A 16,070-nucleotide genomic window follows, 5' to 3' on the forward strand; every position below is an offset into this window, starting at 1 on the left:
CTGCAGCCACAGCCTTACATGCGGTAGAGGTCGCTGGCGGCAATGAGGTCTACCCGCTTCTCCAAGAGGATGCGCTCGCAAGCCGCGAGGTCGCTCGGACGAATGACAACGTTGGCCCCGTCGCCGTTGGCAAAGGAGTAGAGGTACTCGATGAACACGCCGGCGGCCGACAGATATTGCAGGATGATGGCAAGCGCACCGGGCGTGTTGGGCACCGTGAGCCCGATGACATCGGTTATCTTCACCGTGAATCCGGCCTCCTTGAGCACGGTGTAGGCCTTGTCCGGCTCGGACACAATGCAGCGCAGAATGCCGAAATCGCTGTTGTCGGCAATGCTCATGGCCGAGAGGTTCACCCCCGCACGGCCCAGCACCTCGGTCACTTCGGTGAGACGGCCCGACTTGTTCTCCAGAAATATAGACAGTTGTTTTGCCAGCATAACGTGAATTTTAAATGTAAATGCCTCTTCTTTCGGATTAAAAAATCTCATCGTTGGGATTGGGAAATCCTAAAGCTGGGACTAAAAAGCTCGATGTTGGGATGGGGAAAGATGAGAAGCGGTATTGGGAAATTTTGAATTTTGAATTCTGAATTTTGAATTATCACATCTTTCTGTTGTCGATGACGCGCCGCGCCTTGCCCGTGCTTCGCTCGATGCTCTTGGGTTCTACGAGTCTCACTTTGAAGCCCAGGCCGATGACGCTGCGCAGTTCGTTCTCGAGTTTCTTCTGCAACCGCACCATCTGCCCCATCTCGTCGCTGAAGTATTCCTCTTTCACCTCGACCCGGAGTTCGGTGGTATCGGTGTTGTTGTCGCGGTCGACGGTGAGCAGATAATGGGGTTCAAACTCCGTCAGGCTCAGGATGACGGCCTCGATTTGCGTGGGGAACACGTTGACGCCACGGATGATAAGCATGTCGTCGCAGCGTCCCAGGATGCGGTCCATGCGCACAAAGGTGCGGCCGCAGGCACACTTCTCGTAGTGCAACGCCGTGAGGTCGTGGGTGCGATAGCGCAGCAGCGGCATGCCCTCCTTGGTGAGATGGGTGAAACAAAGCTCGCCCACCGTGCCCTCGGGCAGGGCCTGGCCCGTCTCGGGATCCACGATTTCGGGATAGTAGTAGTCCTCGTTCAGGTGGGTGCCGTGCTGGCACTCACACTCGTAGCCCACGCCGGGGCCTGCAATCTCGCTCAGTCCGTAGATGTCGTAAGCCTTGATGCCCAGTGCGTCCTGCAGTTTCCGGCGCATGCTCTCCGTCCACGGCTCGGCGCCGAAAGCCCCGATGCGCAGCTTGAAATCGTCCTTGTCCCAAGGCGATTCCTTCATGGCCTCGCCCAGAAACATGGCATACGAGGGTGTGCAGCAGAGGGCCGTGGCCCCAAAATCGTGCATCAGCGTGATCTGTTTCTGCGTGTTGCCGGAGGAGATGGGAATAACGCTGGCCCCGATATTGGTGGCTCCCGAGTGAGCCCCGAGGCCGCCAGTGAAGAGGCCGTAGCCGTAGGAAATCTGGAAAATGTCATTGCGGTCGGCACCGAATGAGGTGAAGGCCCGCGAGAGCGACTCCGTCCACTGGGCCAGATCGTTGCGTGTGTAAAGGGCCACGACGGGCTTGCCCGTGGTGCCCGACGAGGCATGGATGCGCACAATCTGGCTCATCGGCACGGCGGCAAACCCGAAGGGGTAGTTGTCGCGCAGGTCGAGCTTGTCGGTGAAAGGCAGTTTCGCGATGTCGTCGATGTCGCGAATGTCCTCGGGAAGAAGCCCCGTTTCCTGGAACTTCTTGCGGTAAAAGGGGGTGTTGTGGTAGACATAATCCACCATTTTCCGCAGTCGTCGGCTCTGGATTTCGCGCAGCTGGCCGCGGTCCATGCACTCCATCGTCTCATTCCAAATCATAAGTCACAGTCTGTTTTCTCTCTGACAATAGGTCTTGACTATCCGGCCTGACGCACGCCCATGCGTGCCTCGACCACGTTCACCACATAGTCGCCCAGCTTCTCGCACTCCTGAATGAGGTCCATATAGAGCGTACCCATGGCGTAGCTGTACTCGTGGTTGTCAATATCGTTGATGTTCTGCTGACGCAGCTGGTTGCGCAGCCGGTTGATTTCGTTCTCAATGGCAAACGATCGGTCAACGTCCAGCTCGTCTTTATGGCCTGTAAGCAACACCACCATCTGTGAAAGCGCCATGTCGGTGAGGTTGAACATCTGCCGCACCTGCTCGTAGAGCTTGGCCGTGAAGTCGTCCTTGTAGGCGCCTTTGCGCACCAGCGTGTGGGCCATGTTGTTGCAGGCGTCGCCGATGCTCTCTATCTCGGTGATTTGGCGAAGCATGGAACGTATCTTGCCTTTGGTCTCGTCGCTCAGGTGGGCGTTGCTCACGGAGTCGAGGTATTTGGCAATTTCAATCTCCATGTTGTCGGCAATGCTCTCATATTTCTCGATGCGGGCGGCCAGTTTTTCGGCTTTCGACTTGTCTTTCTCGTCGAGCAGCTCGCACACCATACCGAACATGCGCTGCATGCGCTCACCGAAACTCTGTACCTCTTTCTGGGCCTCGAACACCGAGAGCTCGGGGGTCTTCATGATTCCGGTCTGGATAAAGCGCAGACGGAAGTCGTCGTCCTCACCTTTCTCCTTGTTCTTGATGATGGCACAGACCACTTTTTCCATCTGCGGAATGAACCAAATGAGCACCGCCGTGTTGGTTACATTGAAACAAGTATGGAACGCAGCCAGCACGATGGGCAGCAGGGCGACCCGCTGTGCCACGGTGTAAGTGGTGGCATCGGGGTCGTAGCCCACGAGCCGGCACACCATGCCCACAAAGGGATAGAACAACAACATGACCCACACCACGCCGAACACGTTGAACAGCAGGTGGGCAAAGGCGGCACGGCGGGCCTGGGTGTTGGCCCCGAGGGCCGCCAGATTGGCCGTGGCGGTGGTGCCGATGTTCTCGCCCATGACCAGTGCAACGCCCAGATAGATGGGCAGCACGCCCGTGGAGCAGAGCAGGATGGTGATGGCCATGACGGCGGCCGAGCTCTGCACGACGCAGGTGATGACGGTGCCGATGAGCAGGAAAATCAGGATGGTGAGGTGGCTGCCCGTGTCGAACGACGAGAAGAAGCTGATGGCGGCAGGGTTGTGCTCCAGGTCGAGCGCCTTGCCGGCGTTGCTGAGCAACACCAGCGAGAAGAAGAGAAAGGCGATGCCAAAGAGGAAGTCGCCCACGTAGCGGCTCTTCTTGGTATAGATGAGGATGATGCCGACAAAGAAAGCCGGGAAGACGGCCATCGTGAGGTCAACGTTGTAGCCCAGCGACATGATCCAAGCTGTGAGCGTGGTTCCGATGTTGGCACCCATGATGACGGAGATGGCCTGGGCCAGCGTGAGCAGACCGGCATTGACGAAACTCACCGTCATCACCGTGGTGGCCGAAGACGACTGCACGGCGCAGGTGATGAAAGCACCAGTGGCAAGGCCGGTGAAACGGTTGGTGGTCATCGCGCCAAGAATGTGTCGCAACTGCGCGCCGGCCATCTTCTGCAAGGCTTCGCTCATCACTTTCATGCCGTAAATCAGGAGGGCCAGCGATCCGAGAATCTGCAAAAAAACGACCCAGTAACTTTCACTCATAAAACGAATGGTTGGATTAATGTGATATAATAATAGAAATTCACTGCAACCAGACCTATGCCTCCGACTGCCTTACACGCATGCGGGCCTCGACGACATTGACCACATAGTCGCCCAGTTTCTCGCATTCCTGAATGACGTCCATGTACATGGTGCCGATGGTATAGGTATAAGTGTGGCTGTTCACGTCGGTGATGTTCTGCGTGCGCAGCTGGTCACGGTAGTTGTTGATTTCGTTCTCGATGTTGAACGAACGGTTGGCGTCGAGGTCGGCACGGTGTCCTTGGAACATCAGGTTCATCTGGCTCAGGGCGTCGTCGGTCAGTTCGAACATCTGATGAATGTGTTCATACTGCCTGTCGGTGAAGTCTTCCTTGCTGTTCACCCGACGCTTGATGGTGCGGGCCAGGTTGAAACAGCTGTCGCCGATGCTCTCTATCTCGGAGATTTCACGCAACATGGCCCGCACTTTCTCCTTGGTCTCGTCGCTCAGATGAGCGTTGGACACGTTGTCCAGGTAGTTGGCGATCTCGACTTCCATATTGTCTGCGATGCCCTCATACTTCTCAATGCGGGTGTATAGCTTCACAAACTTGTCGGTATCGCGCTCGCCCAGCAGTTCGCGCACCATGCCGAACATGCGCTGTATGCGCTCGGCGAAGCTCTGTATCTCCTTTTGCGCCTCGAGCACGGAGAGCTCGGGGGTCTTCATGATACCGGTCTGGATGAAGCGCAGACGGAAGTCATCCTCATCCTTGTGGGCCTTGGGCTTGATGACCCACGACACCAACCTCTCCATCTGGGGCACCAGCCACACCAGAATGAGCGTGTTGGTAACGTTGAACGTGGTGTGGAAAGCGGCCAGCACAAAGCTCAGCCGGGCGGCATTGGCCAAGAAGCCGGGGTCGGTTTTGGCCATCGTCACGTCGAAGCCCACCCAGCTGCATATCATGTTGATGAAAGGATGGAACACCGCAAGCACCCACACCACGCCAAAAACATTGAACACCATGTGGGCGAAAGCCGCCCGCCGCGCCTGCGTATTGGCTGTGAGGGCGGCCAGATTGGAGGTGACAGTGGTGCCGATGTTCTCGCCCATGACCAGCGCAATGCCCTGATAAATGGGCAGCACGCCCGTGGAACAGAGTATCATCGTGATGGCCATGATGGCGGCAGAGCTCTGCACACACATGGTGAGCACGCTGCCAATGAGGAGGAAAACAATGGTGGTGACGAAGCTGTCGGGGTCGAAAGAGGAGAAGAAAGCCAGCACGGGGGCGTCGTGTGCGAGGTCCATGTCGATGCCGGTTTGCCGCAGGGTGCCCAGACCCAGGAGCATGAAGCTCACGCCAAAAAGGAAGTCACCGATGATTTTGCGCCGCTTGGAGTAGATGAGAATGATGCCGACGAAGAAGGCGGGCCACACAAAATCGGTGATGTTGAACGCGAACCCAGCCGACATGATCCAGGCCGTGAGCGTGGTTCCGATATTCGCTCCCATGATGACCGAGATGGCCTGGGCCAGCGTGAGCAGCCCGGCGTTGACAAAGCTAACGGTCATCACCGTGGTGGCGGTGGACGACTGGACGGCTGCGGTGATGAACGTCCCGGTGAGAATGCCGGTGAAACGGTTGGTGGTCATTGCTCCAAGCACATGCCGCAACTGGGGGCCGGCCATCTTTTGGAGGCTGTCACTCATCGACTTCATGCCGAACATGAGGAGCGCGAGCGAGCCGATCAGCCTAAACAAAATCCAAATCGACATAAATTTAGTTTATTTGTCGTGTCATCGTATTGGCGGATTGCAAAATAATTTCTAACTTTGACTGCGTGCGTTGTCACATCAACGCCGCAGCCTCGAAATGAAACAAATGATACAAATCCGTTGCAAAAATAATAAAAAAACATTAAAGGCAGACATTGGCAGCTCACTTTCTGATGTTTACCAAACGTTAAATCTCAAAATGGACTACGGTCCCATCTGCGCCAAAGTCAATAATAAGGTGGAGGGAATGCACTATCGACTCTACCACAACAAGGACGTGGAGTTTCTCGACATGACCTCCGGGTCGGGCTCGCGCAACTATTCGCGCACGCTCTTCTTCGTGCTCTGCAAGGCCGTGCACGACCTCTACCCCAAGAGCCGGGTCAACATCGACATCCCGGTGAGCAACGGATACTACGTGGATTTGCAGATAGGCCGCAGCGTGGAACAGGCCGACGTGGACCGCATCAGGGGGCGCATGCAGCAGATTGTCGACGCCCGCATGCCCATCACCCGCCACCAAGTGCCCACCGAGGAGGCCATCCGCATGTTCGAGGACAAGGGCGACGAGGCCAAAGTGAAGCTGCTGCGCAGCATCGGCACCATCTACACCACTTATTATCGGATAGACGACTACGTGGATTATTACTACGGAGCCCTGCTCACCAACACCTCGCAGCTCTATCTCTTCGGGCTGGAGCCGTTCTACGACGGCCTGTTGCTGCGCATCCCCGACCTGAAGACGCCGGGCGTGCTGCCCCAGTTCGTCCATCAGGAAAAGATGTTCGAGATCTTCAAGGAGCACCATCGGTGGCAGCGCATCATGGGCATCCGCACCGTGGGAGACTTCAACGAGATGGTGAATGCCGGGCGGGCCACCGACCTCATCAACGTGTCGGAGGCCCTGCAAGAGAAGAAAATATCGCAGATTGCCGACGAGATAGCCAGCCGCAAGGACGTGAGGCTGGTGCTGCTGGCCGGCCCTTCGTCATCGGGCAAGACCACGGCGTGCAAGCGGCTCAGCATCCAACTGCTGGCCAACGGCCTCAAACCGCTGCAGATTTCGCTCGACGACTACTTCGTGGACCGCGCCCACACGCCGCTCGACGCCCACGGCGAGTTCGACTACGAGAGCCTCTACGCCCTCAACCTGCCCCTGCTCAACGCGCAGTTCAACGCCCTCTTCCGTGGCGAGGAGGTGCAATTGCCCAAGTACAATTTCCAGACGGGCATGAGCGAAAGCGGCGGCCGGCGGCTGCGCATGGCCGACAACAACGTGCTCGTGGTCGAGGGCATCCACGCCCTCAACCCGGAGCTCACGGCGCAGATACCCGAGGCACAGAAGTTCCGCGTCTATGTTTCGGCCCTCACCACCATCCTGCTCGACGACCATAACTACATTCCTACCACCGACAACAGGCTGTTGCGCCGCATCATCCGCGACTACAAATACCGAGGAGTGAACGCCCGCGAGACCATCCGCCGCTGGCCGTCGGTGCGCGCCGGCGAGAACAAGTGGATCTTTCCCTACCAAGAAAACGCCGACGCCATGTTCAACTCGGCCATGCTCTTCGAGCTGGCGGTCATCCGGCAACAGGCCGAACCCCTGCTGGAGCTGGTGCCCGAGAACTGCGAGGAGCACTCCGAGGCCTACCGACTGCGCAAGTTCCTGCAATACCTGAGCCCCATTCCCAACCGCGACATCCCGCCCACCAGCCTGTTGCGCGAGTTTCTGGGGGGAAGCTCGTTCAAGTATTAATGCCCAATTCAAAATTCAGAATTCAAAATTCAAAATGGCCGACGGGAGTTAAGCAGCCATTCGCCATTCGTCGTTACTGGCACTATTTGTTAGGCAATTATAGGACAAATAGGATGATATAGAGGGATGCTCGTAGGAGCCGGCCTTTGTGCCGGCCCGCCAATCACCGGCTATTCAGAAACATGTTGTTATGTTGTTCTGTCTAAAAATACCATCTTTTCTGTCTGAACAACTCTTTCTTTCTATCTGAAATTCCCCGTTTTCCTGTCTGAACAACGGCGTAATCGCACGACGATTGCGCCGCAAACGCGCGGCTGCTACGCCGTAATCGCACGGCGTTTACGGCATAATCATTCAGCCAAAAACGTAGCATGTCCACAAGATGGCGTCCACGTCATGGAACCGCAACCCGGCCAACCGCCCCCCACGAGGCCCCGCCCGCAGCCGTTTGCAGCCGTTCTGTCACAAGGGGCCGCAACTTGCATACCGAAGAAAATCGGGAGAAAGATAAATATAAATACGCTTTTTTATTTGCGCGTTGCCCAAAGTTTACTATCTTTGATCCCAAAATAAAACCAAAAACTAAAAGCGCAGAAAACATGATGGCAGAAGAATTAGAGGTGAAAGAACTCGAGGACGTCGTCGTGCGGTTCTCCGGCGATTCCGGCGACGGCATGCAATTGGCCGGCAACATTTTCTCAACCATATCGGCTATCGTGGGCAACGGCATCTCCACGTTCCCCGACTATCCGGCCGACATCCGGGCTCCGCAGGGTTCGCTCACGGGCGTATCGGGCTACCAGGTACACATCGGCGAGGGCCGTGTCTATACTCCGGGCGACAAGTGCGACGTGTTGGTGGCCATGAATGCCGCCGCGCTGAAGACGCAATACAAGTATGCCAAGCCGCAGGCCTGCATCATCATCGACACCGATTGCTTCAGGCAGACCGACCTGAAAAAGGCCGAAATCAACAGCGAATACTACTTCGAGGAGATGGGACTCGACACCGATCGCCTCATCGCCTGCCCCATCACGACGATGGTGCGCGAGTGTCTGGCCGACAGTGGAATGGACAACAAGTCCATCCTGAAGTGCCGCAACATGTTCGCCCTGGGGCTGGTGTGCTGGCTCTTCAACCGCGACCTGCGGCTGGTGGACAACTTTCTGAAGGCCAAGTTCGGCAAGAAGCCGGGACTGGCCGAGTGCAACATGAGGGTGGTGGAGACCGGATACCACTACGGGGCCAACACCCACGCCTCGGTGCCCAACACTTATCGCATCGACTCCAGGCACAAGGAGACGGGCCGCTACATGGACATCACGGGCAACAAGGCCACGGCCTACGGCCTGATGGCCGCCGCCGAGAAAGCGGGGCTGCGCCTCTTTCTGGGCTCCTACCCCATCACGCCGGCCACCGACATCCTGCACGAGCTGTCCAAACACAAGTCGTTGGGCGTGACCACCGTGCAGTGCGAAGACGAGATTGCCGGCTGCGCCAGTGCCATCGGGGCGGCCTTTGCCGGTGCGCTGGCCGCCACGTCGACCTCGGGGCCCGGCATCTGCCTCAAGTCGGAAGCCATCAATCTGGCTGTCATCGACGAGTTGCCGCTGGTCATCGTCAATGTGCAGCGCGGCGGTCCGTCTACCGGTCTGCCCACCAAGAGCGAGCAAACCGACCTGCTGCAGGCCCTCTACGGGCGCAACGGCGAGTCGCCCATCCCCGTGATTGCCGCCACCAGCCCCACCAATTGCTTCGAGGCAGCCTACACGGCAGCCAAGATGGCGCTGGAGCATCTCACGCCCGTCATCCTGCTTACAGACGCTTTTATCGCCAACGGATCGGCGGCATGGCGGCTGCCCGACATCAACAAACTGCCCGACATACAGCCCCATTACGCCGGCCCGGAGATGCGAGGGCTCTACACGCCCTACCGCCGCGACAAGCAAACAGCCGCCCGATACTGGGCCGTGCCCGGCCAGGAGGGCTACGCCCACATCCTGGGCGGACTGGAGAAAGACGGGGCCACGGGAGCCATATCGACCGAGCCCGAGAACCACGACCGCATGGACCACCTGCGGGCAGAGAAAGTGGCCCGCATCGAAGTGCCCGACGTGGAGGTGCTCGGCGACGTTGACGACGCACAGTTGCTCATCGTTGGCTTCGGCAGCACCTACGGACACCTCTACTCCGCCATGCAGGCACTGCGTGCCAAAGGCTACAAAACGGCATGCGCTCCCTTTGAGTACATCAACCCGCTGCCGGCCAATACCGAGGCCGTGATGCGCCGCTACCCCAAAGTGGTGGTGGCCGAACAGAACCTGGGACAGTTTGCCGGGTACCTGCGCATGAAGATCAACGGCTTCGTGCCCTACCAATATAATGAGGTGAAAGGCCAGCCTTTCAACGTGGAGGACCTCGTGGCCAGCTTCGAGAAAATCATCAACGACTAACCGGCAGGGCCCACAGCCCGCCCCTCAAGACAAGAAAACATTTATGGAAACACTTACAGCGCAAGATTTCAAGAAAGGACTGCCCCGGTGGTGTCCCGGATGCGGCGACCACTTTTTCCTGGCCTCGCTGCACAAGGCCATGGCCGAGATAGGCATTCCACAGCACATGACGGCCGTCATCTCGGGCATCGGATGCTCCAGCCGACTGCCCTACTACGTCAATGCCTACGCCATGCAGACCATTCACGGCCGGGCCGCCGCCATCGCCACGGGCGTGAAAGTGACCAACCCGGAGCTCACCGTGTGGCAGATTAGCGGCGACGGCGACGGGCTGGCCATCGGCGGAAACCACTTCATTCACGCCATACGCCGCAACGTGGACATCAATATCATTCTGCTCAACAACCGCATCTACGGCCTCACCAAGGGCCAGTACTCCCCCACATCGCCCCGCGGCTTCGTGTCGAAATCGAGTCCTTACGGCACGGTGGAAGACCCGTTCCGCCCGGCCGAACTCTGTTTCGGTGCCCGCGGCCGCTTCTTTGCCCGCGCCGTGGCCACCGACTCCACGGGCACCATCGAGGTGCTCAAGGCCGCCCAACGGCACAAGGGGGCCTCCGTGTGCGAGATTATGCAGAACTGCGTCATCTTCAACAACGGCACCCACGAGTCTATTTACAGCAAGGAGGGGCGCCGGCAGAATGCCATCTACGTGGAAGACGGCAAGCCGCTGGTGTTTGGCGAGGACGACAGGTACGGACTGGTGCAGGAGGGTTTCGGCCTGAAAGTGGTCGAAATCGGCAAGGACGGATACACGATGGACGACATCCTGATTCACGACAGCCACTGCGAGGACAAGACGCTACAGCTCAAACTGGCCATGATGGACAACGAACACGGCTTCCCGGTGGCCCTTGGCGTCATCCGTGACGTGCAGGCGCCGACCTACGACGAGGCCGTGAACCGGCAAATTGAAGAGGTAAGCCAACAGAAAGCCTACCACAACTTCACCGAGCTGCTCGAGACCAACGATATTTGGGAAGTGGAGTAAGGCCCAGGCTTCACTTCCCAACAAGAAAAACTCCCTCCACGCCGCGGCCCAGCGCATCCCGGTTTTCGGGTATTGCGCAGGGCCGCAGCGTGGAGGGAGGACAGGTTAAACCATAGGGGGCAACAAGGGGTCCGGCCTACAGTTTGCCGCCGTAGCACAGGTCGCCGGCATCGCCGAAGCCCGGCACGATGTACTTGTGGTCGTTCATGCCCGGGTCGATGGCGGCACACCAGATGGTGGTCTTGTCCTCGGGGAACGTTTTCTGGATGTGGGCGATGCCCTCGGGCGTGGCAATGACACAGGCCACATGGATGCGCTTGGGCGTGCCCTTGGTGAGGAATGCCCTGTATCCCAGCTCCATACTGCCGCCGGTGGCCAGCATCGGGTCGGCGATAATCAGGTTCTTGCCGTCGATGCTCGGTGTGGCCAGATACTCCACATGAATGCCCACCTTGGTGTGTTCCTCGTCCTTGTACTCGCGATAGGCGCTGACAAACGCATTGCCGGCATGGTCGAACACATTGAGGAAGCCATTGTGGAAAGGCAGTCCGGCACGGAAGATGGTGGCCAGCACTATCTTGTCGGTGGGCACGTTCACCTGGGAAAAGCCCAGCGGGGTCTCGATGTCCTGCGGCTCATAGTCGAGCGTCTTCGAGATTTCAAAGGCCTCGAACTCACCTATGCGCGTAATGTTGTTGCGGAAAAGCAACCGGTTTTTCTGATACTCCCTGTCACGTATCTCCGCCATATACTGATTGATGATGGAGTTGTGCTCGCTCAGGTTGATGATTTTCATATTTGCAGAATGGCTTTTTGTTAAATTCGTGCAAAGATACTCGTTTTCTCTGGGATGGGAAAGACAAATCCCGGAAAAGTTGAACCATCCCGGCATCGCGCCTTGATCGGGAAATCACGACTGCGGCACGGGCCCTGCCCTACCCCGGTATGGGAGTGCCGAATTTTTGCAAAGTCTAAATAGCAAATCCAAAAAGGGCGTCTCTGTTTTTGTATTCTTTAACCTAAAAAGGACAGAGAGGCCGTATTTTTACAAAATGAAAGTTGGCCGTTCATCACAATTTACGTAACTTTGTGGGCGTATAAGGATAGTTTGGAGCCATGTAACTCCAGTCCGACAAAGGGTAAAAAGCATTTATTCACAACTTAATACATTGAATTAGAAAATGGCAAAGTTTGACAAGAGCGTACTGGAAAAGTACGGCATCACGGGAACCAAAGAGGTTCTCTACAATCCTACTTACGAGGTGTTATTTAACGAGGAGACCAAGGAAGGCCTTGAAGGTTTCGAGGTGGGCCAGGAAACTGAGCTCGGCGCCATCAATGTCATGACTGGTATCTACACCGGCCGTTCTCCTAAGGACAAGTTCATCGTTGACGATGAGAACTCTCACGACACCGTATGGTGGACTTCCGAGGAGTACAAGAACGACAACCACAGGGCCACCAAGGAGGCTTGGGCCGCCGTGAAGGAAATCGCCAAGAAGGAACTGTCAAACAAGCGTCTGTTCGTGGTCGACGGTTTCTGCGGCACGCACAAGGACACCCGCATGAAAGTGCGCTTCATCATGGAGGTGGCATGGCAGGCTCACTTCGTGACCAACATGTTCATCCGTCCTCAGAGCGAGGCCGACTTCGAGCAGGAGCCCGATTTCATCGTCTACAACGCCTCCAAGGCCAAGGTGGAGAACTATAAGGAACTCGGCCTGAACTCTGAGACTGCCGTTGTGTTCAACGTAACCAGCAAGGAGCAGGTTATCGTCAACACATGGTATGGCGGCGAGATGAAGAAAGGTATGTTCTCGATGATGAACTACTTCCTCCCGCTGAAGGGCATGGCTTCCATGCACTGCTCTGCCAACACTGACATGAACGGTGAGAACACCGCCATCTTCTTCGGCCTGTCCGGCACGGGCAAGACCACACTGTCCACCGACCCGAAGCGCAAGCTCATCGGCGACGACGAGCACGGTTGGGACGACGAGGGCGTGTTCAACTACGAGGGTGGCTGCTATGCCAAGGTGATCAACCTCGACAAAGAGGCTGAGCCCGACATCTACGGCGCCATCACCCGCGACGCCCTGCTGGAAAACGTTACCGTTGACAAGAACGGCAAAATTGACTTCGCAGACAAGAGCGTGACCGAGAACACCCGCGTAAGCTATCCTATCTATCACATCAAGAATATCCAGCGTCCCACCTCTCAGGGCCCCGCCGCCAAGCAGGTGATCTTCCTGAGTGCCGACGCTTTCGGCGTGCTGCCTCCCGTATCTATCCTGAACGCTGAGCAGACGAAGTACTACTTCCTCTCTGGCTTCACCGCCAAGCTGGCCGGTACAGAGCGTGGCATCACCGAGCCCACGCCCACATTCTCGGCTTGCTTCGGCCAGGCTTTCTTGGAGTTGCACCCCACGAAGTATGCTGAAGAGCTCGTGAAGAAGATGGAGAAGAGCGGCGCCAAGGCCTATCTCGTGAACACTGGCTGGAACGGAACAGGCAAGCGTATCTCTATCCGCGACACCCGCGGCATCATCGACGCCATCCTGAACCACAGCATCGACGCTGCCCCGACCAAGCAGATTCCTTACTTCAACTTCACCGTTCCCACAAAGCTCGAGGGCGTAGCCACCAACATCCTCGATCCCCGCGACACCTACGCTGACGCTACTCAGTGGGAGGAGAAAGCCAAGGATCTGGCCGCCCGCTTCATCAAGAACTTCAAGAAGTACGAGGGTAACGAAGCCGGCAAGGCTCTCGTGGCTGCCGGTCCCCAGCTCTAAGCATCCGATTCACGGAATCACAAATCATCAAGCCCGCCTCCGATGGAGGCGGGCTTTTTAGATTGACCTAAATCAAAAAGGCTGCTTAAAATAATAAAAATGTGCAAATATATTTGGTTTCGTCAAAAACTTGACGTAACTTTGCACAGTCTTCGTGAGAAGATTCACATAAAGTTTCATTAGGTTAGTAGTTTGATAGATTTTTAAGGTAAAGATTAGGATTATGTTATTAGATTTTGAATCAGTCGTGATGCTGGTATTGGTCATGTTGATGACCGCTCTTAGTATTATTGCTTTGGTACATACCAGCATCCGTTAACATTATTCTTACAAAGAGGCAGTGCGAGTGATCGTATTGCCTTTTTTGTTTGCCTTGTTGAGGCAAACTTCTAAACAACCTTAAAAAACACGCTATAAACCAATATTTTACATAATAAAGCCTCAAAAGTGGCGCAATTTTGGATATTTCTAAGTAATTTTGCAGCTAAATCAACTAAATTGCGCGCAATGATTAAGAAGTTATTGTCATGGGCCATGATGGTCTCAGCCACGGTCTCAATGACCTCGTGCCTGAGCAACAACAATGACGAAGACATAACCTACTATGATGATACGGCCGTGACAGCATTCTCTCTGACCACGGTAAAACGGCATCTCCACACCACAGCTTCTGACGGTGTAACTGACAGCATATACACTTCCAACTACAGTGCCAGCACCTATACTTTCTACATTGACCACCAAAAACAACTGATTTACAACCCCGACTCGCTGCGCTATGGCACGGACGCCTCCAAGGTGGTGTGCTCCGTCACAACCAAAAACAGCGGAACCATTGTCCTGAATCTCAGGGACAAAGAAGGAAAGGACAGCCTGACCTACTATGCCAGTACCGACTCTCTCGACTTCTCTTCGCCTCTGCGTATACGTGTTTACAGCCTCCGGGGCACAGCTTGGCGGGAATACACGGTCAAGCTGAACGTGCACCAACAGACCGGCCAAGAGATGAGCTGGAACCGGCATGCCGTCGATGCACTCGACGGTGTGGAGGGACGCAAGCTGATTGTAAGCAACAAGCAGACCTACATCTTTGGTGTGAAATCAGGAAAGACTGTGGTACTCAAGCAAACGGGAACCACCTATACACAGCTTACCACGACCTTTTCGGCAGCAGCCTACCAGAGTGTTGTAGCCAAGGATGGCATGCTCTACGTGCTCGACGAGGGAGGCAAGGTGATGCAGTCTGCCGATGGTGAGAGTTGGAAACAAGTAAGTTCCAATGCCGAGCTGACGCAAATCATCGGTGCCAGTGATGTCCGCCTCTACGCTCTGACGGCTGTCGGCATCTCCAGTTCGGCCGACAACGGTGCCACATGGACCACCGACAGCTTGGACGACGAGACCGCCAACCTGCCCACAGACAACCTTAACTTCGTTTGCAAGGCCTCGAAAACCAATGCTCACACCAACGACCTGGTGATTGTGGGAACCAGAAACGGCGAAACCAAGATATGGCGCAAGGTGGAAGAAAATGCCAGCGGCTCTCAAGACCAGCCTTGGGCTTTCTATCCGGCCGACGAATACAACCGCAAGAAACTCCCGGCCTTGGCCAATCTCCAGGCCATCGGCTACGACGGCGGCATACTGGCCATTGGCGGTGACTTCACGTCGTTCTATTTCAGCAATGACGAAGGGCTCACCTGGATCAAGACCACAGCCTATGTCCTGCCCGCCAGTTTCGGCAAGTCGGCCGGCGCGTTCACCATGACTGCAGACGGCGACAACTACATCCATCTGTCCAAGAATGGCGAAAATCAAATCTGGAGCGGACGCCTCGCCCGCTTGAGCTGGGCCACTGAACAGAAATCTTTCACCGAATAACCGCACACAACAGGTATCAGGTAACAAGGGATGAGGAAGCTGCTGACACTCATAGCCGTGCTGACGGTTGCTGCCATTTCGACCAAGGCGCAGGACGACCCGGAATACCGCATGGAGATAGGAGGCGGTGTGGGTATCAATGGGTATCTGGGCGACTTCAACGGCAACATCACCAAAAACCTGCAGCCCATGGCTACGCTCCTGGCCCGCTATGTATTCAATCCCTACATGGGACTGCGCATGAATGTGAGTTATGGCACCATGAAAGGCTCGTCGGCCGACGTGCAAACCTATTATCCCGACTACGCCAGGACTCCCTACACGTTCAAGAACGGACTCTACGACGTGTGCCTGACATACGAATATAACTTCTGGCCCTACGGCACCGGCCGCGACTATCGCGGGGCCAAACGCCTCACGCCGTTTGTCTTTGCCGGATTGGGCGGCACCTACGCCGATACGAGAGCCAAAGGAAAGTTTGCACTCAATGTACCTGTAGGCATCGGCCTGAAATACAAGATGGGCGACCGAACCAACCTCGGACTGGAGTGGGCCATCCACTGGGCACAGAGCGACGAACTCGACGGAGTGAAAGATCCCTACTATATCAAGAGCAGCGGCCTCTTCAAGAACACCGACTGCTACACGGCATTGCAAGTGACACTCAGCTACAGCCTCATGGCGAAGTGCAGGACATGTAATAAGGAATAAAGCGA

At 56.2% G+C, this 16,070-nt stretch carries 11 protein-coding genes; 6 read left to right on the forward strand and 5 right to left on the reverse strand.

Features of this window, described 5'->3' with window-relative positions:
* Positions 1–14 precede the first annotated feature (14 nt).
* The 4 genes from PREDE_RS06310 to PREDE_RS06325 form a co-directional block, all read right to left on the reverse strand.
* Positions 15–440: an ACT domain-containing protein gene (locus tag PREDE_RS06310; RefSeq protein WP_015298556.1), complete on the reverse strand. Its 426-nt coding sequence runs from the start codon at positions 438–440 to the stop codon at positions 15–17.
* A gap of 163 nt (positions 441–603) precedes the next feature.
* The gene (locus tag PREDE_RS06315) at positions 604–1,902 is read right to left on the reverse strand and encodes a phenylacetate--CoA ligase family protein (RefSeq protein WP_005845146.1); all 1,299 of its coding nucleotides are present in this window, start codon (positions 1,900–1,902) and stop codon (positions 604–606) included.
* Between the two features lie 38 nt (positions 1,903–1,940).
* Positions 1,941–3,650, reverse strand: a complete 1,710-nt coding sequence (locus tag PREDE_RS06320) for a Na/Pi cotransporter family protein (RefSeq protein ID WP_005845147.1) — start codon at positions 3,648–3,650, stop codon at positions 1,941–1,943.
* Positions 3,651–3,705: 55 nt separating this feature from the next.
* Complete coding sequence (locus PREDE_RS06325) at positions 3,706–5,415, reverse strand: Na/Pi cotransporter family protein (protein ID WP_005845148.1); 1,710 nt, start codon at positions 5,413–5,415, stop codon at positions 3,706–3,708.
* Between the two features lie 97 nt (positions 5,416–5,512).
* On the opposite strand from PREDE_RS06325, the gene PREDE_RS06330 reads away from it, so the two are divergent.
* The 3 genes from PREDE_RS06330 (at position 5,513) to PREDE_RS06340 (ending at position 10,678) form a co-directional block, all read left to right on the forward strand.
* Positions 5,513–7,174 (forward strand): nucleoside kinase, encoded by a 1,662-nt coding sequence (locus PREDE_RS06330; protein WP_005845149.1) that lies wholly within the window; start codon positions 5,513–5,515, stop codon positions 7,172–7,174.
* Between the two features lie 602 nt (positions 7,175–7,776).
* A complete protein-coding gene (locus PREDE_RS06335) occupies positions 7,777–9,627 on the forward strand; it encodes a 2-oxoacid:acceptor oxidoreductase subunit alpha (RefSeq protein ID WP_044126916.1) in 1,851 nt (616 codons plus the stop codon).
* A gap of 43 nt (positions 9,628–9,670) precedes the next feature.
* Positions 9,671–10,678 carry a 2-oxoacid:ferredoxin oxidoreductase subunit beta gene (locus PREDE_RS06340; protein WP_005845151.1) on the forward strand — a complete coding sequence of 336 codons (1,008 nt, stop codon included), beginning with the start codon at positions 9,671–9,673 and terminating at the stop codon, positions 10,676–10,678.
* Positions 10,679–10,814: 136 nt separating this feature from the next.
* Here PREDE_RS06340 and upp read toward each other — a convergent pair whose 3' ends face one another.
* Positions 10,815–11,474: a uracil phosphoribosyltransferase gene (upp, locus tag PREDE_RS06345; protein WP_015298558.1), complete on the reverse strand. Its 660-nt coding sequence runs from the start codon at positions 11,472–11,474 to the stop codon at positions 10,815–10,817.
* A gap of 385 nt (positions 11,475–11,859) precedes the next feature.
* Here upp and pckA point away from each other — a divergent pair, with 385 nt between their 5' ends.
* The 3 genes from pckA to porG all read left to right on the forward strand — a co-directional run bounded on the left by pckA (position 11,860) and on the right by porG (position 16,065).
* Entirely contained in the window at positions 11,860–13,473 is a 1,614-nt protein-coding gene (gene pckA, locus PREDE_RS06350; protein WP_005845153.1) for a phosphoenolpyruvate carboxykinase (ATP), read from the forward strand.
* A gap of 507 nt (positions 13,474–13,980) precedes the next feature.
* Complete coding sequence (locus PREDE_RS06360) at positions 13,981–15,354, forward strand: DUF6242 domain-containing protein (RefSeq protein ID WP_005845156.1); 1,374 nt, start codon at positions 13,981–13,983, stop codon at positions 15,352–15,354.
* A 30-nt stretch (positions 15,355–15,384) separates the two neighbouring features.
* Positions 15,385–16,065, forward strand: coding sequence for a type IX secretion system protein PorG (porG, locus tag PREDE_RS06365; RefSeq protein ID WP_005845157.1), 681 nt, complete (start codon positions 15,385–15,387; stop codon positions 16,063–16,065).
* Positions 16,066–16,070: the final 5 nt, after the last annotated feature.

This window comes from Prevotella dentalis DSM 3688 (genome assembly GCF_000242335.1).
Lineage (GTDB): Bacteria > Bacteroidota > Bacteroidia > Bacteroidales > Bacteroidaceae > Prevotella > Prevotella seregens.